Origin of the sequence: Microbacterium sp. VKM Ac-2870, assembly GCF_015350795.1 — a bacterium.
Lineage (GTDB): Bacteria > Actinomycetota > Actinomycetes > Actinomycetales > Microbacteriaceae > Microbacterium.
This window is the reverse complement of sequence record NZ_JADKSH010000003.1, coordinates 161330-185760: the sequence shown is the minus strand read 5'-3', so window position 1 is coordinate 185760 and position 24431 is coordinate 161330. Positions and strand designations below refer to the sequence as shown.

General features: G+C 68.3%; 28 protein-coding genes. 18 read left to right on the top strand and 10 right to left on the bottom strand.

What is annotated here, in order from left to right; translation table 11 throughout:
* The gene (locus ITJ43_RS08235; protein WP_194583372.1) at positions 1 to 858 is read right to left on the bottom strand and encodes a PhzF family phenazine biosynthesis protein; all 858 of its coding nucleotides are present in this window, start codon (positions 856 to 858) and stop codon (positions 1 to 3) included.
* A gap of 22 nt (positions 859 to 880) precedes the next feature.
* Positions 881 to 1486 (bottom strand): TetR/AcrR family transcriptional regulator, encoded by a 606-nt coding sequence (locus ITJ43_RS08230; protein ID WP_194583371.1) that lies wholly within the window; start codon positions 1484 to 1486, stop codon positions 881 to 883.
* A 134-nt stretch (positions 1487 to 1620) separates the two neighbouring features.
* On the opposite strand from ITJ43_RS08230, the gene ITJ43_RS08225 reads away from it, so the two are divergent.
* Together ITJ43_RS08225 and ITJ43_RS08220 are read left to right on the top strand one after the other, a co-directional pair.
* Complete coding sequence (locus ITJ43_RS08225) at positions 1621 to 2445, top strand: sugar phosphate isomerase/epimerase family protein (protein ID WP_194583370.1); 825 nt, start codon at positions 1621 to 1623, stop codon at positions 2443 to 2445.
* Positions 2442 to 3569, top strand: a complete 1128-nt coding sequence (locus tag ITJ43_RS08220) for a Gfo/Idh/MocA family protein (RefSeq protein WP_194583369.1) — start codon at positions 2442 to 2444, stop codon at positions 3567 to 3569. Before ITJ43_RS08225 ends, ITJ43_RS08220 begins: the two co-directional genes overlap by 4 nt.
* Before the next feature lie 27 nt (positions 3570 to 3596).
* Here ITJ43_RS08220 and ITJ43_RS08215 read toward each other — a convergent pair whose 3' ends face one another.
* Together ITJ43_RS08215 and ITJ43_RS08210 are read right to left on the bottom strand one after the other, a co-directional pair.
* Entirely contained in the window at positions 3597 to 4388 is a 792-nt protein-coding gene (locus tag ITJ43_RS08215; protein ID WP_194583368.1) for an alpha/beta fold hydrolase, read from the bottom strand.
* Between the two features lie 67 nt (positions 4389 to 4455).
* Positions 4456 to 5373 (bottom strand): ROK family protein, encoded by a 918-nt coding sequence (locus ITJ43_RS08210; protein ID WP_194583367.1) that lies wholly within the window; start codon positions 5371 to 5373, stop codon positions 4456 to 4458.
* A 167-nt stretch (positions 5374 to 5540) separates the two neighbouring features.
* On the opposite strand from ITJ43_RS08210, the gene ITJ43_RS08205 reads away from it, so the two are divergent.
* A complete protein-coding gene (locus ITJ43_RS08205) occupies positions 5541 to 6665 on the top strand; it encodes a fatty acid desaturase family protein (RefSeq protein WP_416361067.1) in 1125 nt (374 codons plus the stop codon).
* 35 nt (positions 6666 to 6700) lie between these two features.
* Here the strand turns inward: ITJ43_RS08205 and ITJ43_RS08200 are convergent, their stop codons facing one another.
* Positions 6701 to 6856 (bottom strand): hypothetical protein, encoded by a 156-nt coding sequence (locus ITJ43_RS08200; RefSeq protein ID WP_194583366.1) that lies wholly within the window; start codon positions 6854 to 6856, stop codon positions 6701 to 6703.
* Between the two features lie 148 nt (positions 6857 to 7004).
* On the opposite strand from ITJ43_RS08200, the gene ITJ43_RS08195 reads away from it, so the two are divergent.
* The 3 genes from ITJ43_RS08195 (at position 7005) to ITJ43_RS08185 (ending at position 8081) form a co-directional block, all read left to right on the top strand.
* Positions 7005 to 7280, top strand: coding sequence for a hypothetical protein (locus ITJ43_RS08195; RefSeq protein WP_194583365.1), 276 nt, complete (start codon positions 7005 to 7007; stop codon positions 7278 to 7280).
* A 46-nt stretch (positions 7281 to 7326) separates the two neighbouring features.
* Positions 7327 to 7653: an ATP-dependent DNA ligase gene (locus ITJ43_RS08190; protein ID WP_194583364.1), complete on the top strand. Its 327-nt coding sequence runs from the start codon at positions 7327 to 7329 to the stop codon at positions 7651 to 7653.
* 89 nt (positions 7654 to 7742) lie between these two features.
* A complete protein-coding gene (locus ITJ43_RS08185; RefSeq protein WP_194583363.1) occupies positions 7743 to 8081 on the top strand; it encodes a hypothetical protein in 339 nt (112 codons plus the stop codon).
* On the opposite strand, the gene ITJ43_RS08180 is transcribed toward ITJ43_RS08185, so the two are convergent.
* Together ITJ43_RS08180 and ITJ43_RS08175 are read right to left on the bottom strand one after the other, a co-directional pair.
* The gene (locus tag ITJ43_RS08180) at positions 8054 to 8407 is read right to left on the bottom strand and encodes a hypothetical protein (RefSeq protein WP_194583362.1); all 354 of its coding nucleotides are present in this window, start codon (positions 8405 to 8407) and stop codon (positions 8054 to 8056) included. The genes ITJ43_RS08185 and ITJ43_RS08180 overlap by 28 nt on opposite strands.
* 52 nt (positions 8408 to 8459) lie before the next feature.
* Positions 8460 to 9263 (bottom strand): DeoR/GlpR family DNA-binding transcription regulator, encoded by an 804-nt coding sequence (locus ITJ43_RS08175; RefSeq protein WP_194583361.1) that lies wholly within the window; start codon positions 9261 to 9263, stop codon positions 8460 to 8462.
* A gap of 178 nt (positions 9264 to 9441) precedes the next feature.
* On the opposite strand from ITJ43_RS08175, the gene ITJ43_RS08170 reads away from it, so the two are divergent.
* The 5 genes from ITJ43_RS08170 to ITJ43_RS08150 all read left to right on the top strand — a co-directional run bounded on the left by ITJ43_RS08170 (position 9442) and on the right by ITJ43_RS08150 (position 14734).
* Positions 9442 to 10743, top strand: coding sequence for an ABC transporter substrate-binding protein (locus ITJ43_RS08170; protein ID WP_194583360.1), 1302 nt, complete (start codon positions 9442 to 9444; stop codon positions 10741 to 10743).
* A gap of 83 nt (positions 10744 to 10826) precedes the next feature.
* Positions 10827 to 11756 (top strand): carbohydrate ABC transporter permease, encoded by a 930-nt coding sequence (locus ITJ43_RS08165; RefSeq protein ID WP_194583359.1) that lies wholly within the window; start codon positions 10827 to 10829, stop codon positions 11754 to 11756.
* Between the two features lie 8 nt (positions 11757 to 11764).
* Entirely contained in the window at positions 11765 to 12604 is an 840-nt protein-coding gene (locus ITJ43_RS08160) for a carbohydrate ABC transporter permease (RefSeq protein ID WP_228495613.1), read from the top strand.
* 35 nt (positions 12605 to 12639) lie between these two features.
* Entirely contained in the window at positions 12640 to 13506 is an 867-nt protein-coding gene (locus ITJ43_RS08155) for a ketose-bisphosphate aldolase (RefSeq protein WP_194583357.1), read from the top strand.
* A 28-nt stretch (positions 13507 to 13534) separates the two neighbouring features.
* Positions 13535 to 14734, top strand: a complete 1200-nt coding sequence (locus ITJ43_RS08150) for an ADP-dependent glucokinase/phosphofructokinase (protein WP_194583356.1) — start codon at positions 13535 to 13537, stop codon at positions 14732 to 14734.
* A gap of 11 nt (positions 14735 to 14745) precedes the next feature.
* Here ITJ43_RS08150 and ITJ43_RS08145 read toward each other — a convergent pair whose 3' ends face one another.
* Together ITJ43_RS08145 and ITJ43_RS08140 are read right to left on the bottom strand one after the other, a co-directional pair.
* Complete coding sequence (locus ITJ43_RS08145) at positions 14746 to 15345, bottom strand: flavin reductase family protein (RefSeq protein WP_194583355.1); 600 nt, start codon at positions 15343 to 15345, stop codon at positions 14746 to 14748.
* Between the two features lie 88 nt (positions 15346 to 15433).
* Positions 15434 to 16741: an O-acetylhomoserine aminocarboxypropyltransferase/cysteine synthase family protein gene (locus tag ITJ43_RS08140; RefSeq protein ID WP_416361066.1), complete on the bottom strand. Its 1308-nt coding sequence runs from the start codon at positions 16739 to 16741 to the stop codon at positions 15434 to 15436.
* Between the two features lie 201 nt (positions 16742 to 16942).
* On the opposite strand from ITJ43_RS08140, the gene ITJ43_RS08135 reads away from it, so the two are divergent.
* The 3 genes from ITJ43_RS08135 to ITJ43_RS08125 are packed head-to-tail and all read left to right on the top strand — an operon-like array spanning position 16943 to position 20075.
* The gene (locus tag ITJ43_RS08135; RefSeq protein WP_194583353.1) at positions 16943 to 17926 is read left to right on the top strand and encodes a PLP-dependent cysteine synthase family protein; all 984 of its coding nucleotides are present in this window, start codon (positions 16943 to 16945) and stop codon (positions 17924 to 17926) included.
* Positions 17923 to 19077: a cystathionine gamma-synthase gene (locus ITJ43_RS08130; RefSeq protein ID WP_194583352.1), complete on the top strand. Its 1155-nt coding sequence runs from the start codon at positions 17923 to 17925 to the stop codon at positions 19075 to 19077. Before ITJ43_RS08135 ends, ITJ43_RS08130 begins: the two co-directional genes overlap by 4 nt.
* Positions 19078 to 19097: 20 nt before the next feature.
* Entirely contained in the window at positions 19098 to 20075 is a 978-nt protein-coding gene (locus ITJ43_RS08125) for a Gfo/Idh/MocA family protein (protein WP_194583351.1), read from the top strand.
* 39 nt (positions 20076 to 20114) lie between these two features.
* Here ITJ43_RS08125 and ITJ43_RS08120 read toward each other — a convergent pair whose 3' ends face one another.
* Positions 20115 to 20816 (bottom strand): GTP pyrophosphokinase, encoded by a 702-nt coding sequence (locus tag ITJ43_RS08120; RefSeq protein WP_194583350.1) that lies wholly within the window; start codon positions 20814 to 20816, stop codon positions 20115 to 20117.
* A 133-nt stretch (positions 20817 to 20949) separates the two neighbouring features.
* On the opposite strand from ITJ43_RS08120, the gene ITJ43_RS08115 reads away from it, so the two are divergent.
* From ITJ43_RS08115 to ITJ43_RS08100, 4 genes are all read left to right on the top strand, one after another.
* A complete protein-coding gene (locus ITJ43_RS08115; protein ID WP_194583349.1) occupies positions 20950 to 21537 on the top strand; it encodes a PadR family transcriptional regulator in 588 nt (195 codons plus the stop codon).
* 8 nt (positions 21538 to 21545) lie between these two features.
* On the top strand, positions 21546 to 22577 hold the full coding sequence (locus ITJ43_RS08110) for a zinc-binding dehydrogenase (RefSeq protein WP_194583348.1): 1032 nt from the start codon (positions 21546 to 21548) through the stop codon (positions 22575 to 22577).
* Positions 22578 to 22680: 103 nt separating this feature from the next.
* Positions 22681 to 23655 carry an ABC transporter ATP-binding protein gene (locus ITJ43_RS08105; RefSeq protein WP_194583347.1) on the top strand — a complete coding sequence of 325 codons (975 nt, stop codon included), beginning with the start codon at positions 22681 to 22683 and terminating at the stop codon, positions 23653 to 23655.
* 3 nt (positions 23656 to 23658) lie between these two features.
* Complete coding sequence (locus ITJ43_RS08100) at positions 23659 to 24426, top strand: ABC transporter permease (RefSeq protein ID WP_194583346.1); 768 nt, start codon at positions 23659 to 23661, stop codon at positions 24424 to 24426.
* Positions 24427 to 24431: the final 5 nt, after the last annotated feature.

Below are 24431 nucleotides of genomic sequence, written 5' to 3'. Positions count from 1 at the left end.
TCAGAGCATCTCCGCGGCACCGCCCGACACGCGGATGCCGCCCTCGGCAGGTATGTCGACGGTGAGAAGCCCGGGCCTGCCCACGGCGGCGCCCTGTTCGATGGTGATCCGGTTCGGTGTCGCGACTGCACCTCGCTCCCGCAGGTACGCACCCAGAGCGGCCGCGGCCGACCCTGTCGCCGGGTCCTCGGTGATGCGGCCCACGGGAAAGAGGTTGCGGGCGACGAAGCGGTCGGCGGCGATGCGGTGCACGATCGTGATCGTCGCGGGCCATCCACGATCGTCCATCAGCGCGCGCACCCGATCGGCGTCGAAGGTGAACCTGTCAAAAGTGCCGCGGTCGGCGAGAACGATCACGGGGTGGGGGTTGCCGGCGTCGGCGATGCGCGGGGGGAGCTCGGGATCGAGGTCGGCCCTCGTCAGTGACAGCAGGTCGAGGACGGCGTCGCGGTCTGCCGGCGTCATCGTGCTCACCGACGGTGCGACGCTCGTGAAGGCGGCGCGGATGCCGTCGGCACCGGACTCCACCTCGATGCGGATGTCGCCGACGGGCGTGGCGAAGACGATCGCGTCGCCATCGCCATCGCCATCCTCGCGCGCGGCGAGAGCGACGGCGGTGGCGATCGTCGCGTGGCCGCAGAAGGGCACCTCGGCGATGGGGGAGAAGTATCGGATCAGCCGGGCGCCGTCGCTCCTTCGCCCCGTGACGAAGGCGGTTTCGGCGAAGTCGATCTCGGCGGCGATACGCTGCATGGCGGTCTCATCGAGTGCGCGTGCGTCGAGCACCACGCCCGCCGGGTTGCCGCCCGCGGGGTCGGAGGTGAAGGCGGCGTAGCGAAGGATCTCGGAACCGGTCATCGTCCCAGGCTAGGCCTCGGCGTCAGCCCGGCGGCGTGAGCAACCGCCCGAAGGTGCGCAGCGTGTCACTGAGGCTGAGGGAAGGCTCGAGCAGCCACTGGATCTGGAGGCCGTCGGATGCCGCGATCAGCAGCGCAGCGAGATCTTCCGCCGGCACGTCTCGACGGATATCTCCCGCCTGCTGCTGGTTTCGGAAGGACGTCGTCAACTGCTCGCGCACCCGCTCGAAGCGCGTCGAGAAGAACTCCCGTCCCACGTCGTTGCCCGCCTCCAGCGATGCGGCGAGCAACGTCGTGTAGAGCTGCACGAGTCCAGGGACATCGACGTTGGCGATCGCCGAGTCGATCATGGTCTCCACACCGTGCGGTCTCGACGGGTCCGCGGTCGCGTTTCGTCGCTCCTCGGCGTGCGCGTACACCGCCACGAGCAACTGCTCGCGCGAATCGAAGTAGTGCAGCAGCGCTGCGTGCGAGACGCCGATCGCCTCGGCGATCCGACGCAGCGAGGTGCCGTCCGCGCCGCGCTCGCGGAAGACTTCGATGGCGCGATCGAGGATCTCCTGGCGACGCGCGACACCTTTCGGCTGCAGGCCGCGTCGCCCGATGACGGGGTCGTCGTGGGTACTCACGGCACCAACCTAGCCGATGGTCGGAATTGAAACCTCCATGTGGAGGTTTTGTGGTACCGTCGGCTCAGCGCCGCGCGGGCACCCGCTGGCGACGCTGATTCGCACGAGACAACGACGTTCGAAGGACGCTCTTCATGACACTGCCTGACGCATCCGTCCAGCTGTACACGCTGGCCAAGGAGTTCTCCGCCGATATGGGTGGATCGCTCGACAAGCTCGCCGCGATCGGCCTGCGCAACGTGGAGGCGTTCGACTTCGTGTCGCGCCCCGCTCAGATCCGTGCCGCGCTCGACGCGAGCGGCCTGGCATCACCCACCGGCCACGCGCCGCTCCTGTCCGACACGCTGTGGACACCCGACGGCGAGATCCCGACGCCCGCGCCCGAGGTCGTCTTCGCGGCCGCCGCCGAGATCGGCATGACCACCGTCATCGACCCGTTCGTGGCGCCCGAGCGTTGGCGCACCGCCGACGGCGTCGCCGACATCGCCGAGCGTCTCAACCGTGCGGCCGAGAAGGCCGCGGAGTTCGGGCTCAGCGTCGGCTACCACAACCACGCGCAGGAGTTCGTGGCCGATTTCGACGGGGCGAGCGCCTACGAGCGTTTCGTCGCGCTGACCGACGAGCGCGTGCAGCTTGAACTCGACCTCTTCTGGGCGCTCACCGGCGGCCAGGATGTCCCTGCTCTCGTCTCGTCGCTCGGTGACCGCCTCGTCGCCGTCCACGTCAAGGACGGCGTGGTACCGGCATCCAACCCCTGGGCGCCCGGGGCAGACGCCTTCGGCTCGGACAGCCTCGATCAGCGCCACGCCGGCACCGCGGATGTACCGCTGGCCGAGGCACTGCGGGCCGCCACGGCGCTGCGCTACGCCGTCATCGAGTACGACAAGGCGCCGGGTGATGTGTTCGAAGACGTCGCCGCCAGCTACGCGTTCCTCCGCGACGGCGGGTTCGTCGCATGAGCGCGCTGCGCGTCGGTGTCATCGGCACCGGAGTCATCAGCCAGACCTACCTCGAGAACCTCACCTCGTTCCCCGACATCGAGGTCGTCGCGGTCGGTGACCTGCTGCCCGAGCGCGCCAAGGCGAAGGCCGAAGAGCACGGAGTGGCGCACTGGGGCACCGGCGAGGATGTTCTCGCCGATCCTGACGTCGATCTCGTCGTCAATCTGACGATCCCCGCGGTCCACGTAGAGGTGTCGAAGGCCGCCGTCGCGGCCGGCAAGCACGTGTGGACCGAGAAGCCGCTGGGTCTCGACCGTGAGAGCACACGCGAACTTCTCGCGCAGGCCGACGCCGCGGGCGTGCGCATCGGCTCTGCCCCCGACACCATCCTCGGACCGGGCTTCCAGAGCGCCAAGCGGGCCATCCGCGACGGCGTCATCGGCACGCCGCTGTTCGTACAGACCTCGTTCCAGACGCAGGGGCCCGACCTCTGGCATCCCGAGCCCGCGTTCCTGTTCGCGCAGGGTGCCGGTCCGCTGCTGGACATGGGGCCGTACTACTTCTCCGCGCTGGTGAGCCTGCTGGGTCCCGTCGCGGGAGTCACGGCGCGCGGATCGCGGTGGCAGACGACGCGCCAGATTCACACCGGTCCCCGGGCGGGGGAGTCGTTCCCCGTCGAGGTGCCTTCCACGGTGCAGGTGCTCACCTCGTTCGCGGGCGGCCAGCACGGTACTCACTTGCTGAGCTTCGACTCCGCACTCGAGCGGCACGGTGTGGTCGAGATCCACGGCTCCGAGGGCACGATCGTCCTCCCCGATCCGAACGCTTTCACCGGGCGCATCGCGTACGTCAAGCCGCTGGGTGTGATCCGTGACGGGATGCGGTTCGAGCAGGAGTGGGTCGAGGTGCCCGAGCAGGGCACGGTCGTCGGCCGTGGTCTCGGCGTGCTCGACATGGCACGGGCGATCGCGGACGGTCGTCCCCACGTCGCGACGGGCGAGCTGGGCTACCACGTGCTCGACATCATGCTGTCGGCGCAGGAGTCGGCCGGCACCGGCGAGACCCTCACGCTCGAGAGCACCGTCGCCGAGGTACCGCTGCTGCCCGACGGGTTCGATCCGTTCGCACAGACCCTCGTCTGACTCCGCCCCCGGGGTACGGGTCAGCGGTCACCCGCATCGCTCTGTCACGATGCGGGTGGCCGCTGCGCCGTCGAGGCGGTGGCCCACCGATTCGGGCATCACGATGAGCTCCGCCTGCGGCATCGCCGCTGCCAGTCGCTCGGCGGCCGCGCTCAGGAACGCAAACGTCTGCGCGCCGCAGAGGATCGTGACAGGAATCTGGACGCTCAGCATGGCGTCGGTCGGTGTGGAGAGCGCGCTCGTCAGCGTGGTGTCGTAGACGGTCGACTGTGCCAGCGGGACGATCTGCGCGAACGCCGGTGTCGTGCGGAACTGCGCGATCATCTCCTCCGGCAAGCCGATCGCCTCGCGCTGAAAGAGCACGACGGCATCCTCTCCATGGCCAGCATCGATCAGCGCCTGCAGGCGATCGGCCAGGTCGACCGGAACGTCGTCGGTGCCGAAGTGGAACGGCGGCTCGGAAAGGAACAGGTGTCGGATCTGCACGCCCCGCGCAGCGAGATCGGATGCCGCGGTATGCAGCGCCAACACGGCGCCCGACGAATGGCCGACCACGACCGCGTCGCCACCCGCGGCCTCGATCACCGCCACCAGATCGTCCACCTCGCGCGCCGGGGAGGACGGAGGAGTGTCGCCGCTGTCGCCGCGGGCTCGTCTGTCGTAGGTCACCGCGCGGAAGCCGGCCGCGGCCAGATCGTCGGCGAAGGCGGCGCCGTCCCTCGCGGTCGACAGGGCGCCATTGACGACGATGACCGCCGTGCCCGTGCCCTTCTCGTCGAGGGCTATCGCCGTGCCGTCGGCGGAGTTCACGTGGCGCATGGCCCGATGCAAGCACCGACCACCGACACCGTCAAGGGCCGCCGCGATCGCCCGGTCGGCGGTGCGTTCAGAGCACCTCGGAGCGGTGCACCAGGGCGGCCGCGCCGATCAGCGGAGCGTCACCGCCGAGACCGGCCCGCACCACGCGCAGGCGGGCCGCGTAGCCGTTGATAGCCACCGCGCGAACGACCTCCTCGATCCGCTCCGGATAGTCGTCGGCGACGAAGGAGAAACCACCGCCGACCACCGCCAGCTCGAGGTCGAGCAGCGTCGCGGCACTGGCCAGCCCCACGCCGACGGCGTGTGCCGAGCGCGCGACGGCCGCGGCCGCCAGAGCGTCCCCGTCGCGGTAGGCCGCGGCGAGCTCCTCGCCCGTCGCTCCCGGCCACCCCTGTGCCTGCGCCCACCTCACCGTGTGCGGACCCGAGGCGCGCTGCTCGAGGGTGGATGCCGCGGCATCCCCGTCGATGTCGGCGACCAGCATCTGCCCGAGGTGCCCGGCGTTTCCCGATCCGCCCGTCACGAGGCGGCCGTCCGACACGATGCCACCGCCGACGCCCGTCGAGACGACGAAGACGATGGCGTTGCGGACGCCGCGCGCCGCACCGAGCCACGACTCCGCCAGGGCGATACAGGTGCCGTCCAGGCGCAACGTCACATCGCTCAGCCCACTGGCGGAGCGGACCGCGGCGACGATGTCGAACCCCCGAGCGGCGGGCAGATTGATCGGCGCGATCGTGCCGGCGGCGACATCGATCGGCCCCGCAGCGCCGATACCGGCCGCCGTGACCTCGGGCCAGCGGGGGTGGGCACGGCATTGCTCAATCACCTCGGCAAGAGCCCGCTCGAGCACGGTCACCTCGGCAGCGGCGGCCTCGCCGGTCGGTGTGCGGTGACGAGACCCGTCGACGATCACGCCGGTGGCATCGATCAGGGCCGCTTCGATCTTCGTGCCACCGAGGTCGATCGCGAGTGCGAGAGTCATAAACCGCGTCCTTGAGGGATTCGAACACGTCGGGCAGTGCCGCGGAGTATTCCGGGCGACGTATAGACGCAAGCGTAGTGTCGGTGACAGCGATCGGCATCCGCCTTTGGCTTCGCTCAACGGAAATCGCGTTCTCGCGATCGCCCCCGATCGTCCGGAGCTGTCTCTTGACCACTACCGCACCCGCTCGCACCGAGGTCCGCCCATCGCAGATGGGCCCGATCCGGCAGACCTACGCCACGGCCGACACGTTCCCGCCTGTGGCGAAGGCCTATACGCAGGTGTCGCAAGTGGTCAAAGAGCTCGGCCTGCTCCGCGGAGCGCCCGTGTTCTATTCGGTGGTCGGTGCCGCGCTCGCGCTCTGCCTCGCCGGCTGCGTCGCCGGATTCATTCTGCTCGGTCAGAGCTGGTTCCAGCTGCTGATCGCCGCCGCCCTCGGTATCGTCTTCACCCAGGTCGCGTTCCTCGCACACGAAGCGGCCCACCGCCAGATCCTCAGCTCTGGACCCGCCAACGATCGCCTCGCGCGCTTCCTCGCCGCCGGTGTCGTGGGCATCAGCTACTCGTGGTGGGACTCGAAGCACTCCCGCCACCACGCCAACCCGAACCGTGTCGGTAAAGACCCCGACATCGAGGTCGACACCATCTCGTTCCTCGTCGAGGATGCCGCCGAAGCCCGCGGAGTCCGACGGTTCATCACACGCCGTCAGGGCTGGTTCTTCTTCCCGCTGCTCACCCTCGAGGGACTCAACCTCCACGCGCAGGGCATCCGTCACCTGCTGTCGAAGCAGCCGGTGAAGAAGCGCGGACTCGAACTCGCCCTCATCGCCCTCCGCCTCGCGGTCGTCATCGTGCCCGTCTTCCTGCTGCTTCCGCTCGGCATGGCGTTCGCCTTCATCGGCATCCAGCTCGCCGTCTTCGGCGTCTATATGGGCGCATCGTTCGCTCCCAACCACAAGGGGATGCCGGTGATCGACGCGAACGCACGCCTGGACTTCTTCACGAAGCAGGTGCGCACGTCACGAAACATCACGGGTGGCTGGTGGGCGACCTGGATGTTCGGCGGACTCAACCACCAGGTCGAGCATCATCTCTTCCCCAGCATGGCCCGTCCGCACCTGTCGCAGGCCCGCGCGGTCGTACGTGACTATTGCAAGGGCGCGGGGATCCCGTACACCGAGACCACCGTCTTGCGCTCATACGCGATCGTGATCGACTACCTCAACCGGGTGGGACTGGCCGAGCGCGACCCGTTCGACTGCCCGATGGTCGCGGACTACCGCCGCGCCTGAGAGCGCGGCGGCAATCCGCTCGGTGGTCGGTCAGATCAGGCGTTGCGCTTCACGACACGCATGAGCCACGCGATGATCGCGATGAGCAGGATGACCAGTCCGATCCACAGCAGGAACTTCGCCGCCTCGACGAAAACGCCGAGGAGGATGAGGACGACAGCGACGATCAGGAGGATGAGTGCAAGTGCCATGTCCTGAGTCTGCTCGCGTCCTGCCACCCTTAGCGAGGGCTTGACAGCGCCCCGATGGGCTGTCAACCCCCTCGCCGGGAGGCGTGCTGTCAGGTTGACTGTGGACTCCCACACGTCCATCTCGACGAGCTGCTGGCGAGGCCGAGCCATGAAAGACATCCTGATCGAGGGCCATCGCATCCTCACCACCGATGCGCTGGCGGACGCGGTGCTGATGTACGCGAAGGGACTGCGGGACGCCGGCTCCACCGAGATCGTGGAGTTTCCCAGCATCCATGATGGGGCGCCGACCGTGTGTCGCATGCTGCTCGGTGCCGGCATCGCGCTGGCGACGCTCGAGGCCACCACAGCGCTCGCCTCCGACGTCCCGGGCGCGGATGCCGCGTGCGCCGAGATCGCTCACCGTACCGCGGCCCTGGGCTGACCCGCCGACGGATGCCGCCCGGCGTCAGGCGCAGTAGGTTAGAGCGGTGGGCAGGTTCAGTTACGACGGCAGTGTCAAGGCGGAGTTCGACGATCGGTTGCTGGCGCATCTTCAGGTCGTCATCAGTCAGAAACTGCGTCGCGGCGAGACCTTCACCTTCAGCTGGCGCAACGACACCAGCCTCGGCGACGGCCGCACCGCTATCTGGCTGCATCCGCACGCCTCGCTCGTCTACACGTACCACGGCAGCCGCCAGCCGGCGCTGAATCGGGCGTGGCTGGAGGCGCTCACGCACGCCGCGAACTCGACGGCCGGACTGCAGGTCATCCCCGAGCCGGATGGCCCGCACGTCGGCGAGGTCCTGACCGGCTGATCCGCTGAGCGACGCATGTCGTCACCGCACTGTCAATCCCCTCGCTTCGGGGGAGCCCGCCCCGAAGACTGGGGGTGAAGGTGGTGACGATGATGACGCACAAGGCGCAGATCGACGACCGCCTCGAACTCCTGCCCATCGATGACGATGCGTGGCGACTGTGCGATCGTCGTGTCGATGATCACGACGCAGAGTACGTCGTGGCCTACATCGAACGCGGCAATGCCGGATTCGAGGCGATTTGGATGCGGGGTCCGCGGCGACGGTCCCATCAGAAGACACTTCAGGAGTGCGTGCGCCGCGGTGAAGCGCTGGTACGCGCGGAGGAGACGTCGCGCGCGCGCAGACCTGTTTCGATTGCGCACTTCCCGCCGCCGCGGGCGGGCGTCGCGGGGACGGTTCAGTCGGCGGTGACCGAGACCGTCTGAGGCGCGGGGTCGTCGGCGTCGGCCGGTTCGATCTGCTCTTCGGTCAGGAGGACGCCGCCCGACGAGCTCGCCGATTGTGCGAGCTGCTCGATCCACGCCCGGTTCAGTTCGGTGGGTTCGGGGTCGTCGAACACGAACCGCAGGGCGATCGACGGGTGCAGCCAGATGGTGCTGCGTCCCCCGGGCTCGCTCTCCAGGTGCTGCCAGGACACCGTGAAGCTCTCACCGCGGCGCAACTTGGTTGCCACGACCACCTTGAGGTGCGCCAGCACGCGGTCTTCGATGTGGATCGGCGTCGCCGACCCTCCGTAGTAGATGGTGCCCACGGTGCGATTGTAGGTCGCCGCAGCGTCGGCGTCATCTCCGCCGTCGGAGAAGTCACGGTGTGACGAGGCTGACCCCCGCTTGCGACAGTGCGGTCGCCAAGGCGGAGGCCGGCGCTGCATCGGTGATCAGGTAGTCGGCGCCGTCCAGCGGAGCCACCTGCGCGAACAGCCGTCGTCCGAGCTTGGACGAGTCGGCGAGCACAGCGGTGCGATCGGCGCGCTCGATCATCTCCGCCATCATCGTCGCGTCGCCGAGGTTGCTCGTCGAATACCCGGACTCGTCGACGGCGCCGACAGCCACCAGTGCGAGATCGCATCGGATGTCGAGCTCTCGTCCTCCGGCGGCCATCGTGAAGGCCACCGGCCCCGTGGTCGCCTGCGTGATGGTACGCACTGCGCCGCCGAAGACATAGAGGTCTCGGAATGCCGACGGAGCGACCTCGGCGGGGATGCGCAGGTTGTTGGTCGCGATGGTCAGATCGCGATGGCTGCGCAGCGCGCGGGCCACGGCGAGAGTGGTGGTGCCGGCGTTCAGCATGATCACGGCGCCGTCATCGACCATCTCGGCGGCCAAGCGTGCGATCTTCTCCTTCTCCTCCACTTGTACGCGCAGGCGGACGTCGAGTCCGCGATCGCGGAGCGCTCCGTCCGTGGCGCTCACGGCCCCGCCGTGGGTGCGGATGAGCGCGCCCTCGCGGTGCAGCTGGTCGAGGTCGCGCCGCACGGTGTCGATGGAGACGTCGAAGTGCTCCGACAGCTCCGCGACCGTCACCTGTCCCTGCTCGGCGACGTAGGTCGCGAGATCGGCCTTACGCCCGGCAGGAAGCCGACGACCTCGAGAGGGTGCTTTGTCCATGCATTCATGACTAGCACAGGCGATGCGGTTTTGCCCTGTCGAATCAGCAAAACAACGCACAAGAGCGCACGAATTCGGTGTTGACGATTGACTAAGTGGCAAAAGACGGCATAATGGTGCTGAAAGACGCACGAATCCGCAGTGTTGCGGAGGGCGCACAACTCATAGAGGAGAAATGATGTCCAGAGTGGGGCGGGGTCGCAGCAAGGCCCTCACCGTCGTCGGCGCTGCCGTCGCCGCGACGACACTGTTGGCGATGTCCGGCTGCTCGAGCAGTGCATCGCCGTCCGGAAGCGGCGGCGCGGGCGGCGACGTCACGATCGAGTTCGCACAGTGGTGGGAGCCGGAGCTGCCGGACGGTCAGTTCCGCGCGCTCATGGACAAGTTCGAGTCGGAGAACCCCGGAATCAAGGTCAAGCTGGTCAGCGGCCCGTACGCCTCGACGAAGGAGCAGCTGTTCGCCGGCGCCGCGTCGGGCACGATGCCCGACGTCGTCGGCCTCGACGGCGCGTGGGTCAACGACTTCGCCTCCAAGGGCGTGATCGCGAACCTCACCGATCTGATGACGCAGAACAACTACGACGACAGCCAGCTTGCCAGCCAGATCAAGGTCGACGGCAGCACGTACATGATCCCCGTGGTCAACTTCGTGTACCCGATGTTCACGAACGACGACCTGCTTGCCAAGGCCGGAGTCACCGCGCCGCCATCGACGCGCACCGAGTTCGCCGACGCGGCGAAGAAGATCAAGGCGCTCGGCGGCGACGTCTCGGGATGGGTTCTTCCGCTGTCGCTGGAAGCGCCCAACGGTGTGCAGAACGACGTGATGTCGTGGGTGTGGGCCTCTGGAGGCTCGATGCTGAAGGACGGCAAGCCCGATCTCACCAACAAGGACGTCTCGTCCGCGATGGACTACATCAACGACCTCTGGAAGGACGGCGTCATCGCCTCGGGCTCGTTCACGATGAAGGAGCAGGACAAGGTCGAAGAGTTCACCAACGGTCGCGTCGGCATGATGATCGACTCGCTCGCGCACATCAACCTGATCCGTCAGTCGAACCCGAACCTCAAGTTCTCCATCTCGGCCATTCCGGCGGCCGACGGGTACTCGGGCCAGCGGGGTATCCCGTACGCGTCGTGGGGTATCGGCGTCGCGGAGAACTCGGCGCACAAGGATGCCGCCTTCAAGCTGGTGTCGTTCCTCATGAGCAAGGACACGAACTCCACGCTGTCCACGCTGGCGAAGGCATTCCCCGGCAACACCCAGTCGACCCCGGACTTCTCCGGTAGCGACGAGCTGTTCAAGAAGGCCTTCGACATCTACAAGGCCGGCTACCCCGCGAACGAGTTCACGGGTCTGCCCACCGCGGAAGACCTCATGCGCCAGCTCGGCCAGCAGCTGCAGACGGCCCTCGACGGGCAGCAGTCCATGAACGATGCGCTGACGAACGCGCAGAAGTCCTGGCAAGCGGCGTTCTGATCATCTGTCCCCCGGCCCGGGTGCCGCATCGCGCGAGCGTGCGGTGCGGCACCCGCACCACCACCTAGGAGCCGCGCGGTCTCATGACCCTCAAAACACCCGTCTCGATCGATACAGAGGTGCTCGTCACCGGTGTCGCCCACTCGCGCCGCCGGCGCCAGCTGCGCCGCACGACGGAGTCCTACGCCTTCCTCTCCCCGACGCTGCTTCTGCTTCTGGTCCTGATGATCATCCCGATCGTGATGGTGATCGGGTACTCGCTGCAGAGCAATGTCATCCTCAGTAAGAACAGCCAGTTCGTCGGCCTGCAGAACTACCTCACGGTGCTGGGTGATGCGACCTTCTGGAAGGCGACCTCCAACACCGTCGTGTTCACCGTCGTCAGCGTCGCGGCGCACCTCGTGCTCGGCCTCGGCTTCGCCCTCATGCTGAACAGCCCGCTCATCGGCGGCTTCTCTCGCGCCGTCTTCCGCGGTCTCTACGTGCTCCCGTGGCTGTTCACCGTCGCCGTCATCGCCGTTCTCTGGCGCATGCTGCTGGCCCCCAACGGCGTCATCAACTTCCTGCTCCAGTCCAACATCGAGTGGCTCGCGTCGCCGCAGCTGGCGCTCGGCACCGTCACCTTCATCAACATCTGGGCCGGGTATCCGTTCTTCATGGTGAGCCTGCTCGCGGGGCTGCAGGGCATCCCCAGCGACCTGTACGAAGCGGCCACGGTCGATGGCGCCAGCAGCGTGCAGCGGTTCTGGAACGTTACCCTGCCCCAGCTGCGCCCCATCATCGTGAGCCTGTTGCTGCTCGATCTGATCTGGACCTCGCAGCAGTTCGCCCTCATCTGGATGACCACCGGGGGCGGCCCGATCGATGTGACCGAGGTGCTCAGCACCTACACCTACAAGTTGGCCTTCGCGAAGTACGACTTCTCGCTGGCGGCGACCGCCGCCGTGCTCGTCCTGCTGATGTCGATGGTCCTCGCCGTGTTCTATGTGCGGCACCAGAAGGCGAGGGACTGAAGATGGCCATGTCCGTGCAGACCCGTCGGCGCACCGCTCGTGCCGGCGTCTACCTCGGCCTCCTCCTCGGCGCCGTCTTCGCCGGCGGACCCGTGCTGTGGATGCTGTCCAACTCGTTCAAGTCGAACACCGAGATCTTCGAACTTCCTCCCCGGCTGATCACCGACTCGTTCTCGTTGGACGCGTACATCGCGATCTTCACGAACCCCGAGACGGTGCGCTTCTTCATCAACAGCTACGTCGTCGCCGGCGCGGTGACGGTGTTGACCCTCTTCGTGGCCATCCAGGCCGCGTACGCCTTCAGCCGGTTCGAGTTCCGCGGCAAGCGGGTGCTCAACGTGATCATCGTGAGCGTGCAGGCGGTTCCTCCGATCACCCTGCTGATCCCGTACTTCGGCCTGGTGGTGGGCCTCGGGCTCTACAACACCTACCCGGGGCTGATCCTCACCTACATGGTCTTCACGTTGCCCTACGCGATCATCATGATGACCGGCTACTTCAACACCCTGCCGCGCGAGCTCGACGAAGCCGTGCGCGTGGACGGCGCCGGGTCGATGACCGCGCTGTGGCGCGTGCTCGTGCCCATCTCGGTGCCCGGCATCGTGTCGGTGGGCATCTACACGTTCATGATCGCGTGGAACGAGTACCTGTTCGCCCTGACCCTGACTCGCACGATCGACATGCGGACCGTGCCCATCGGCATCCAGCTGCTCATGGGCCAGCACTCGTACGAGTGGAACCAGATCATGGCGATGAGCGTGCTCGGCTCGATCCCCGTACTGATCCTCTTCCTCTTCTTCCAGCGCTACTTCATCAGCGGCCTGACGGCCGGCTCGGTGAAGAGCTGACCGACCCCATCCCACCGAAAACAGGAGAATCCACCGTGGTGCTGTACACCGGCAAGTCCATCCTCGACGTCGCCAATGAGAACAACTTCGCCATTCCCGCCTTCAACATCAGCGACTGGGCGATGTTCCTCGGCGTGATGGATATCAGCGAGGAGAAGAACGCGCCCGTCATCATCGCGATCCACCCCGACGAGGTCTCGCATGTGACGACCGACCTCATCGTGGCGATCCGTGAGCGTGCGCACCGATCGAGCGTGCCCGTCGCGATCCACTGGGACCACGGCGGCACCTACGACCAGATCATCACGGCGATCCAGGCAGGCTTCACATCCGTCATGATCGACGCGTCGTTGCTGCCTTTCGAGGAGAACGTCGCCCTCACCCGCAAGGTCGTTGAAGCGGCCCACGCCGTCGGCATCCAGGTGGAGGGAGAACTCGGCACGATCGGCGCCAACGACAGCTACGGAGAGTCCGGCGCGGCTGAGATCATCTACACGAACGTCGATGACGCCGTGCGCTTCGTGGCCGAGACCGGCGTCGACAGCCTCGCGATCGCGATCGGCACCTCGCACGGGCTGTACCCGTCGGACAAGAACCCCGAACTGCGCCACGACCTGCTCGAGCAGATCAAGGCGGCCGTGCAGATCCCGCTCGTGCTGCACGGCGGATCCAGCAACCCCGACGCGGAGCTCGCGCGCGCCGTCTCGCTGGGCATCAACAAGATCAACATCTCCAGCGACATCAAGGTGAGCTACCACAACCGCATGCGTGAGATCCTCGGCACCGATGAGCGTCTGCGCGAGCCCAACGCGATCCAGCCGGAGCCGATCGCCGCGCTGAAAGTGACGGCCGCCGAGAAGATCGACCTTTTCGGCGCCGCCGGCAAAGCCGCGCTGTACTGATCGCGCACGGCAGGAGATCATCGGCATCATGAGTGGTCGACTCGTCCTCGGACTCGGCGGCACCGTCGACTACGAGATCCGATGGGATGCCGCGGTCGTGGGCGCTCTGGCGGCGGAGCACGATGTGCGCCGCGCCGAGCTGTCGACGACCGCGCCCATCGACGACGAGCGCAGTCTGCTCGTCGCGATCCTCGCCTTCGTCGACCGAGGCGTCGGGGGAGAGCGGTTCGCCGCCTCCTCCGACATCCTCGAGCGGTTCGCCGCGCGCTTCGAGGCGGTGGTGACCCTCGGCGGGACGGGGGTGCGGGCGGGCATCGCGCTGGCCAATCTCGGCATCCCGAGCACGCAGCACCTCGTCAGTATCGACGACAACGTGCGCCGCCTCATGCCGCCGATCATCGACTGGGTGTGCTCAGCCACCGACGACACTCTCGACCCGCACCTGATCGTGCAGTACCCCGCGGGATCGGTCGTCCACCTCGCCGACGGCGATGTCGTCGCGCCGGCGGCCAACCGCGTCATCGTCGCGAACGATCGTCCCAACCGCGAGATGGCGATCGCTGCGGAGCTCGGCGGCGAGCTCGCGGATGCCGATGCGTTTCTGATCTCCGGGTTCAACACGATGCAGGACGCCGCCCTGCTGGAACATCGCCTCGACGAGCTGCAGACCGCGATGGTGCGTTTGCCAGCGCGCGCGCTCGTCTACTACGAGGATGCCGGGTTCTATCGACGGGAGTTCGCCGCGATCGTCCGCGATCGGTTGCTCGCACGCATCGACGTCTACGGCATGAACGAGGACGAACTTCAGGAGTATGTCCGCCGCGACATCGACCTCACCGATCCCGTCGACGTCGCCGACGCCCTCGACCAGGCGCACCGGCTCATCCCGGTGCCGGCGCTCGTCGTGCACACGCGTTTCTGGTCGATCGCGGTCGGCCCGGGCGCCGCTCGCCACCGCGCCGCCGTCGATGCTGCGGTGCGGGTGTCGGCCACGCGCTACCGTCTCGGCGACGTCTTCGACGGCGACGATCTCGCCGAGACCGCACGTCTGCCGCGCCACCCCGACGGGGAGCGGGTCGTCGCTGCCGTCCAGGCGCACCGACCGGATGCCGTCGGTGTGGCGGCGGTCGTCGTCACCACCGACGCGCCGACCACGATCGGGCTCGGCGACAGCTTCGTCGGTGGGTTCTTGTCGGCGGTGGGCGCATCGGCATCCGCCGACGCGTGAGCGGGCCTGTCTCAGGAGATGCGGGAGTGGTCGCCGAGGCGGTGCCACGTGCGGTTGTGGTAGACCAACGCGTCGCCGTGCGCGCCCGCGTCGACGTCACGCTCGAGCTGTGACTGCAGCGCGTGCGCCGCGAAGACGGTGGAACCGCCGGCATCCATCCGCTCGATGATCGCGCAGCGCACCCAGGCCCGGACATCGTGATACACGGGCTCGCCGGTGACCAGACGCGACCACGGCCGCGAACCGTCGAACCGGTCGACGCCGCTCGTGGCTCCGAGCCGGGCGAGGTCGAGGTCGTGCGCGTCGAGAAGGTGCACGACGACCGTTTCGGCTGCCACGAGGACCGCGGCGGACGACGACTGCGACGACACGGAGAAGATCAGAAGCGGCGGCTCGGCGCTGACGCTGGACACGCTCGTCGCGGTCAGGGCCACCGGCCCATTGCCGGCGTCGGCGGTGATGACGGCGACGCCGCCGGGGTGACCGCGAAACAACGCCTTGAACTCATCCGCCGACAGCGACGACGAGAACCCCGGCGACGACAGGTCGGTGCTCCGCGCTGCGGGACCGTCGAACGGCACGTCGATGGGTGCGGTGGGCGACGAGGTCATACATCCACGTTAGGCGCCTCGACGCACGCCGGCGCCGAAACGCGCAATACGGCGACATCTCCGGCATCCGCCGACCGGGAGCAGGCGTTCAGGATGCGGCGGCCGCCGCCAGCGCCCGGTCGAGGTCGGCGATGAGGTCTGCCGCCGTCTCGATGCCGACCGACAAGCGGATGAGGCCGTCGCCGATGCCGAGCCGAGCGCGCTCCTCGGCCGAAAAGGAGGCATGCGTCGTGGTGGCGGGATGCAGCGCCATCGAACGGACGTCGCCGATGTTCGTCATACGGCTGATCAGGCGGAGCGCGTCGAAGAACCGCTCGGCCCCATCCCGCCCACCGCGCACCGTGAAGGCGAACACCGAGCCGGCGTGGCCGCCGAAGCGCTCCTGTGCGATGCGGTGGTACGCACTCGTGGGCAGGCCAGCGAAGTCGACGCTCTCCACGGCCGGGTGAGCGTCGAGCCAGGCGGCGACGATCTCGGCATTCTCGAGGTGTTTCGCCATGCGCAGCGACAGGGTCTCGATGCCCTGCTGCAGCAGGAACGAGTTGACCGGCGAGAGGGCCGCGCCGAAGTCGTTGACGATGCCGAAGCGCAGATAGGCCTCGAGCGCGCGGGCGCCGTGGCTCTCCACCAGCGAGGAACGACCTGCGGCGAGGGGGTCGGTGAGGCCCGGGTAGGAACGCGTCGAGCCCGCCCAGTCGAAACGGCCGCCGTCGACGATGACTCCCGACAGTGCTGCCCCGTGACCGGTGAGGAACTTCGTCGAGGAGTGCACGACGGCGTCGGCGCCGTGTTCGATCGGTCGGATCAGGTACGGCGTGGCGACCGTGTTGTCCACGATGAGGGGAATCGTGTGGCGCCGGGCGATGCGCGCGATTGCGGCCACGTCGACGAGATCGTTCTTCGGATTCGGGATCGTCTCGACGAAGATCGCCTTGGTCTGCGCAGTGATGAGCCGTTCCCACTCGGCCTCGTCGGCGGGGTCGCGCACGTAGTCCGCGGCGACGCCGAGGCGGGCGAAGGTGCGGTCGAACAGGATGCGGGTGCCGCTGTAGATGCTCGCCGTCGACACGATGCGCTCGCCCGCGCCCGCGAGTCCCAGCAGCAGTGCGGTGATGGCAGCTTGACCGGAGCCGACCACGATCGCGCCGGTGCCGCCTTCGAGCGAGGCGATGCGCCGCTCTGCGACCTCGTGCGTGGGGTTGAGGTTGCGGGAGTAGACCTGCCCGGCCTCCGCCCCGGTGAAGCGGTCTTCGGCCTGCGCGAACGAGTCGAAACGGTACGCGGCGGTCAGATAGATCGGGGTGATGCGGGCGCCGTGGTTGCGCTCGTCGACCTCGCCGGCGTGCACCTGGCGGGTGTCGAAGCCGTACTCATCGGTGTTGTCATGCGTGCCCACCAGCACAGAGTAGGGCGGCGGGGCAGAATGTGACGGATCGGTCGTCACACTTCGCGGCATCCGGTCACCTCGGGTTAGCATCCTCGGGTGAGCCTGACCTGTCGTTGTTGTCGCTGAGCGCTTCGCGCTCCCTTCGACGACCCGTCAGCCCGCCGCCTTCTCGCGCGATCCGCGCCGCGGCATCATCTTCAGGACACCCGCATGCGCTATGCCTCGCACATCGCCGACGTCGTCGGCAACACCCCGCTCGTCCGTCTGAACGCCGTCGCCGCCGAGGTGCAGGCCACGGTGCTCGCGAAGGTCGAGTACTTCAACCCGGGCGGCTCCGCCAAGGACCGCATCGCCCGCAATATCATCGACGCGGCCGAGCGCGACGGGCTGATCCGCCCCGGCGGCACGATCGTCGAGCCCACCAGCGGCAACACCGGCGTCGGTCTCGCCCTCGTCGCGCTCCAGCGCGGGTACCGGATGATCTTCGTCGTCCCCGACAAGTTCACGGGGGAGAAGACCGCGGTGCTGCGGGCCTACGGGGCGGAGGTCGTGGAGGTGCCCACGAACGTCCCGCCGGAGCATCCCGACTCGTACTACAGCGTCTCCGACCGGCTCGCCCGCGAAATCCCCGGCGCGTTCAAGCCCAACCAGTTCGCCAACCCGAACGGTCCGCGCGCCCATTATGAGACGACGGGCCCGGAGATCTGGCGCGACACCGACGGTCGCGTCACCCACCTCGTCGCCGGAATCGGCACCGGCGGCACCATCAGTGGCACGGGGCGCTACCTGAAAGAAGTCTCGCGGGGCGAGGTCGTCGTCGTGGGGGCCGACCCGGAGGGATCCATCTATTCGGGAGGGCCGATCCACGGCTACGCCGTCGAGGGCGTCGGCGAGGACTTCTTCCCCGAGACCTTCGACGCCACCGTCGTCGACCGCTTCGAACGGGTGTCGGATGCCGAGAGCTTCGCCATGACCCGCCGGCTCGCCCGCGAGGAGGGGCTGTTCGTCGGGGGCTCGTCGGGGCTGGCCGTGGTCGCCGCGCTGCGCACCGCGAAGGAGCTCCCCGCCGACGCCGTCGTCGTGGTCGTGCTGCCCGATCACGGCCGTGGCTATCTCACCAAGCTCTACGACGACGCGTGGCTCGACGCCCGCGGCATCCACCTCGACACCCTCACCGAAGGAGCATCCGCATGACCACCGACGCCGCCCGCCGTTTCGCCAGTCTCGCCGTCCACGCCGGGCAGGACCCCGACGAGAGCACCGGGGCAGTCATCCCGCCCGTGCACTTCTCCACGACGTTCGCGCAGGACGGGATCGGCGGGCTCCGCCAGGGCTACGAGTACGGGCGCAGCGGCAATCCCACGCGCACCGCGCTGCAGACCCAGCTGGCGGCGATCGAGGGCGGTGCCCACGCGTTCTCGTTCGCGTCGGGGCTCGCCGCCGAAGACACTCTGCTGCGGGCCGCGTTGGCGCCGGGCGACGAGGTGCTGCTCGGCAGTGACGTGTACGGCGGCACCTACCGGCTGCTGGCGCGCGTGCTCGGACCGTGGGGAGTGCGGCTGCGGGTCGTCGACATGAGCGATGGGGATGCCGTGCGCGCCGCGGTCGCCGAGCGCGCGCCGCGTCTGATGTGGGTGGAGACGCCGTCGAATCCGCTGCTGCGCATCACCGACATCGCCGGTCTTGCCCGCATCGGACACGACGCGGGTGCGCTCGTCGTCGTCGACAACACCTTCGCCACCCCGGCGCTGCAGCGACCGCTCGCCCTTGGCGCCGATGTCGTCGTGCATTCCACGACGAAGTACCTGGGCGGTCACTCCGATGTCGTGGGCGGCGCGCTCGTGGTCAACGATGAGGCGCTCGCCGAGAAGATCGGATTCCTGCAGTTCGCCGTCGGTGCCGTCTCGGGACCGCTCGACGCGTGGCTCACGACGCGCGGCATCAAGACTCTGGCCGTGCGGATGCAGCGCCACAGTGAGAACGCCGCCGCCGTCGCCGCGTTCCTGACGTCGAGCGATCGCGTCGCCCGCGTGTTCTATCCGGGGCTCGCCGACCATCCGGGCCACGACATCGCGGTGCGGCAGATGAGCGGCTTCGGCGGCATCGTCTCGGTGGCGCTGGAGTCGGGCCCGGCGGCGCGCCGGTTCGCCGAATCGACCCGGCTCTTCCAGCTCGCGGAGTCGCTCGGCGGGGTCGAATCGCTCGTCAACTACCCGGATGCCATGACGCACGCCTCCGTCCGCGGCACCGACGCGGCAGTTCCGGTGGAGGTCGTGCGGCTGTCGGTGGGCATCGAAGACGTCGACGACCTGGTGGACGACCTCGACCGGGCACTGCGGGCGTGACACCCCGCTAGCGTGGGGGGATGAGCGACAGAGCACGCTGGGCGGTCCTGGGCGCCGGTGTCATCACGGGCGATTTCGTCGCGGCGCTGCCGCAGGCCGAGCACGGGGTTCTGCATGCCGTCGGCGCGCGCGACGGCATGCGGGCGCGGGCTTTCGCCGATGCCCACGGCGCCCCGGTCGCCGGCACCTACGACGAGGTGCTCGCGCGGGGCGACGTGGATGCCGTGTACATCGGCACGGTGCACACGACCCATGCCGAGCTCGCGAACGCCGCCCTCGCCGCGGGAAAAGCCGTGCTGTGCGAGAAGCCGCTGGGGGTGACGGTCTCCGAAACCGAAGACGTGCTGGCGCACGCCGGCGGGGTCGGCCTTCCGGTCGTCGAGGCGTTCAAGTACCGCTTCGGGCCGTTTGCCGACCGCCTGCGCGCGCTGATCTCCGCCGGGGTGCTCGGCGAGCTGATCTCCGTCGACTCGACGTTGGGCTTCGCCGCGAGCGTGCACGAGGGCCGCCTGTTCGATCCCGAGATCGCGGGCGGGGCGATTCTCGATGTGGGGTGCTATCCGGCATCCCTCGTCGTGGGTCTCGCCGCCTGGGCGGGCATCGATGCCGAGCCGGTCGTCGTCGAGGTGGACGGTGTGGTCGGCGCCGTCGACGAACAGGCGCGTGCGCGGATTGCGTTCGGTGCGTTCGAGGCGCGGATCGCCACGGCGATCACCGCCGATCTGCCGCGGACGGCCGTCATCCGCGGCACCGCGGGTGTGTTGGAGATCGCGAACGTGTGGGGCAGCCGCATCGTCTCGACGGCGGATGCAGTGCTGCGCCGCCCCGACGGTTCGGTCGAGCACATCCGAACCCCGACCGTCAGCCCGATGGCCGCCGAGGCCGACGCGACCATCCTCGCGCTGCGGGACGGCCGCACCGAGGCGCCCGAGATGCCGTGGTTGCACACCCGCACGACGGCACGGTTGCTGGCCGACTGGCGCGCCGCCCTGGGCTGAGCGGGATCACCCGGCGGCGAACCCCGCTTCTGTGCAGGCTCAGACGGCGCGGACGACCGGCGACGGTGCGCCGTGGAGCTGGCCGTGCAGGCGCTCCATCCGCGCGTCGAGCTGCGCGGCCGAGTCGGCAGCATCCGTCAGCTCGGCGAGCAGGCCGTCGGGAACGGCGCCGGCGTACTTGTAGTAGATCTTGTGTTCCAGGCTCGCCCAGAAGTCCATCGCGATCGTGCGGAACTGCACCTCGACGGCGACGTCCACCCGCCCGGAGGAGAGGAAGACCGGCACCTCCACGATCACGTGCAAGCTCTTGTAGCCGTTGGCCTTGGGTCGGGCGATGTAGTCCTTGACCTCGCGGACGACGATGTCGTCCTGCTGCGTCAGGAGGTCGAACAGGCGATAGGCGTCTTTCGTGAAGCTCGTGGTCACGCGGATGCCGGCGATGTCGGTGATCTGCGCACGGATCGCGTCGAACGTGGGCTCGACGCCCTTCCGCGTGATCTTGTCGACGAGGCTGTCGGCCGTCTTCACCCGACTGGAGACGTGCTCGATCGGGTTGTAGTCGTGCATCAGCAAGAACTCGTCGCGCAGGATGCCGAGTTTGGTCTCCACCTCGCGGAGTCCGAACTGGTACTCGAGCAGAAACCGCTGGAACTCGTCGCGCATCATCCGCAGCTGCTCGGCGGAGAACGTCGCCACTCCCTCGTCGGTCGAGACGGACAGGGCATGCGGTGTCGCTTCCATGATCCCGACGGTAGCGGGCGGGCCTCAGCGGATGCTGTGGGGCAGATGTGGTGCGCGTGTTCTTCGAGCGAGTGCCGTTTCCGTGTATGCATATACTGGGAAAGCAGATAACACAGCGACGCATCGGGGGAGCATGTCGGTTCGACAGAGCCTGTTGGCGATCCTCGATCAGGGCCCCTGCTACGGATATCAGCTGCGCACCGAGTTCGATCGCCGCACCGGCTCGATCTCTTCGTTGAACGTGGGGCAGATCTACAACACGCTTGATCGCCTGGAGCGCGACGGCCTCGTCACCAAAGACGAGGTGGATGCCGAGGGGCACGTGTACTGGCGCATCACCCGCGCCGGTTCCGCCGCGGTGCGCGACTGGCTCGATGCTCCTGTCGCACGGACCGAGGGTACTCGCGATGAGCTGACGCTCAAATTGACGCTCGCCGCGACCTTGCCCGGCGTGGATATCGCCGCCGTCGTGCGGGCGCAGGAAGTCGCATCGCGTGCGCGTTGGGACGATCTCACCGCGAGGTACGCCCAGGTCGACGCCGGCGATCCCGCCTCCGTCATCGCCGCGTTGCCGTTGTCTGCGGCGCTTTTCGCCGCCGAAGGCGAACTGCGGTGGCTCGCCCACGTCGAGCAGCGTCTGGCCTCGCACCCGCCGCGGGCAATGGCCTTGGAACTGTCTGCCGAAAAACCCAAGCGCGGTCGACCCGCGCGCCGTGTTTGACTTGACCTATGCGTGCTGCCTATATGTTCGGTGCCGGTGACGTCCGAGTGATCGACGCCGCCGATCCTCGGATCGAAGAGCCCACCGATGCTCTCCTTCGTCTCGTACGTACCTGCGTCTGCGGCAGCGACCTGCATCCGTACCACTCGATGGCGCCCGACGAAGGTGGATCATCGATGGGGCACGAGTATCTCGGAATCGTCGAAGAGGTCGGTGCCGACGTCACGACCGTGCGTCCCGGCGACCTCGTCGTGGTGCCGTTCGTGTTCTCCTGCGGCGTGTGCACGTTCTGCCGCGAAGGGCTGCACACCTCCTGCCGCCTCGCGGGGTTGGCCAACCGGGGCACGGCGGGCGCACAGGCCGGGATGCTGCGGGCGCCGCTCGCCGACGGGACTCTCGTGCCGGTGCCCGGTGATGAGCACAGCGAGTTCCTCGCCAGCTTCCTCACGCTCAGCGACGTGTACGGTACGGGCTATCACGCCGCACTCACCGGTGGAGTCGGTCCCGACACTACGGTTGCGGTCATCGGCGACGGTGCCGTCGGACTGCTCGCCGTGCTGTCGGCCCGGCTGCTCGGCGCTGAGCGCATCATTCTGATGGGCCGTCATCGCTCGCGCACTGACCTCGGCCGCGAGTTCGGGGCCACCGACGTGGTGGAGGAACGCGGCGACGAGGGCATCGAGCGCGTGCGGGAACTCACCGATGGCGATGGATGCCACGCCGTACTCGAGGCCGTCGGTCATCTGCCGGCGTTCGAGCAGGCGCTCGGCATCGTGCGCGCCGGTGGGCGCATCGCCCGCGTCGGCGTGCCGCAGTACAGCGACGGCCCGATCGGCCGCGCCCAGTTCGCGCGCAACGTCAGTATCACCGGGGGAGTCGCGCCGGTGCGCGCCTACGCCGAGCGGCTGCTGCCCGGCATCCTCGACCGCTCCGTCGACCCGGGTCGCGTTTTCGACGTGGAGCTGAGTCTCGACGACACTGCGCGCGGATACGAGCTGATGGATCGTCGCGAAGCGCTCAAGGTGATGCTCCGCCCCTGAGCCGGTCGCGCGCCGGGGTGTGGGCGCCGACGTGACACGTGTCATGTCGAGCGGATGACACCGCCCTCCTGACCAGCGCGTTGCCCTCGGCGAGGGTGGAACCATGACCCCAGCGCCCGCGACCGCAGCCTCGCCCGCGACGCCCGCCGCTCTCGCGGGCGACCAGGCGCCGATCGTCCTTCGTCTCGACGGAATCGAGCGATCGTTCGGCGTCGGCGTGCGCACCGTCCGCGCCGTCGCCGGCGTCGACCTCACGGTCCGGCGTGGAGAAATCGTCGCTCTGCTCGGCCCGAACGGTGCGGGCAAGACGACGACCCTCGACCTGCTGCTCGGGTTGATCGACCCGAGTGCGGGCACCGTGCGCGTACTCGGCGAGCGGGCCGTCGATGCCGCGGCATCCGGTCGCATTGCCGCCGTGTTGCAGACCGGCGGCCTCCTGGGGGATATCACAGTGCGCGAGACGGTCGAAGTGATCGCGTCGCTGCACGGGCGCCAGGCCCTGCGGCGCGTGCCCGACACGATGCGGCGGGCAGGACTCGAGCCGCTTGCGCGGCGCCGTGTGTCGAAGTGCTCGGGGGGAGAGCAGCAGCGGGTGCGCTTCGCACTGGCGCTGGTGGCCGATCCCGACATCCTTGTGCTGGATGAACCCACCGCCGGAATGGATGTGACCGCGCGGCATCGTTTCTGGGACGTCATGCGGGCGGAAGCGGATGCCGGGCGCACCATCGTCTTCGCCACCCATTACCTCGAGGAGGCTGAGCAGTTCGCCCGTCGCACGGTCGTCATGCACCGCGGACGTATCGTGGCGGACGCCCCGACCGCGCAGCTGAGGGCGAGCCTCGGCGCGCGCACCGTCGCTGCGACGCTCCCCGCCGACGCCGACGCCGCGGCACGGCTCGTCGCCTCTCTCGCCGCCACCGACGGTGTGACGGAACTTCGCGAGGATGCCGGGAGGATCCGGCTCCGTGCTGTCGACGCGGATGCCGCTGCGTTCGTCTTGCTGCGCGCCGGCGCTCGCGACCTCGAGGTGACCGCGCCGACGCTGGAAACCGCTTTCACGGCTCTGACGGAGGACTGACCCATGGCTCACGCGCTCACGATCTCGCCCACGATGTTGCGTGTGGAGGCGCTGCGCCAACTGCGCAACCCGTACACGCTGGCCTTCACCCTCGCCATGCCCGTCGGGATGTACGCGCTGTTCGGCGCCGGAGCTTCGTACGGAGCGATGCCGGCCGGACACGGCAACGTCCGCTTCTACGTGATGGTCTCGATGGCGGCCTACGGCGCCGCCGTCGCGATGACCTCGACGACCTCGAATGCGGCGGTCGAGGCGGCGCAGGGATGGGGTCGCCAATTGGCGATGACTCCTCTTCGCACCGCGGGATACGCGGTGACGAAGCTCATCACAGCGATGGCCGGCGCGGCGCTCGCGGTAGGGCTCGTCTTCATCGTCGGCGCTGCCACCGGAGCGCAGGCGGCGGACGGATGGCGCTGGGCGGCGAGCGCCGGCCTCATTCTCGGCGGGGCGTTGCTGTTCGGGCTGTACGGGTTGGGCATGGGTTTGGTGTTCCGCTCCGACGGGGCGGCGACACTCGCGTCGATCTCGCTGACATTCTTCGGATTCTTCGGCAATGTCTTCATGCCGTTGGACGGTGTGATGCTCGACATCGCGCGGTTCACCCCGATGTACGGGGTGGTCGCGCTGGCACGATGGCCGCTGACCGATGGTGTGCTCACGACCGGTCAGATCGACCCGCCGTGGGCCGTCGCACTCAACATCGTGGTCTGGTCCGTCGTCTTCGGGGCCCTGGTGGCTTGGGGTGTGAAGCGCGCGCGTGCACGTCGGTAGGGTCG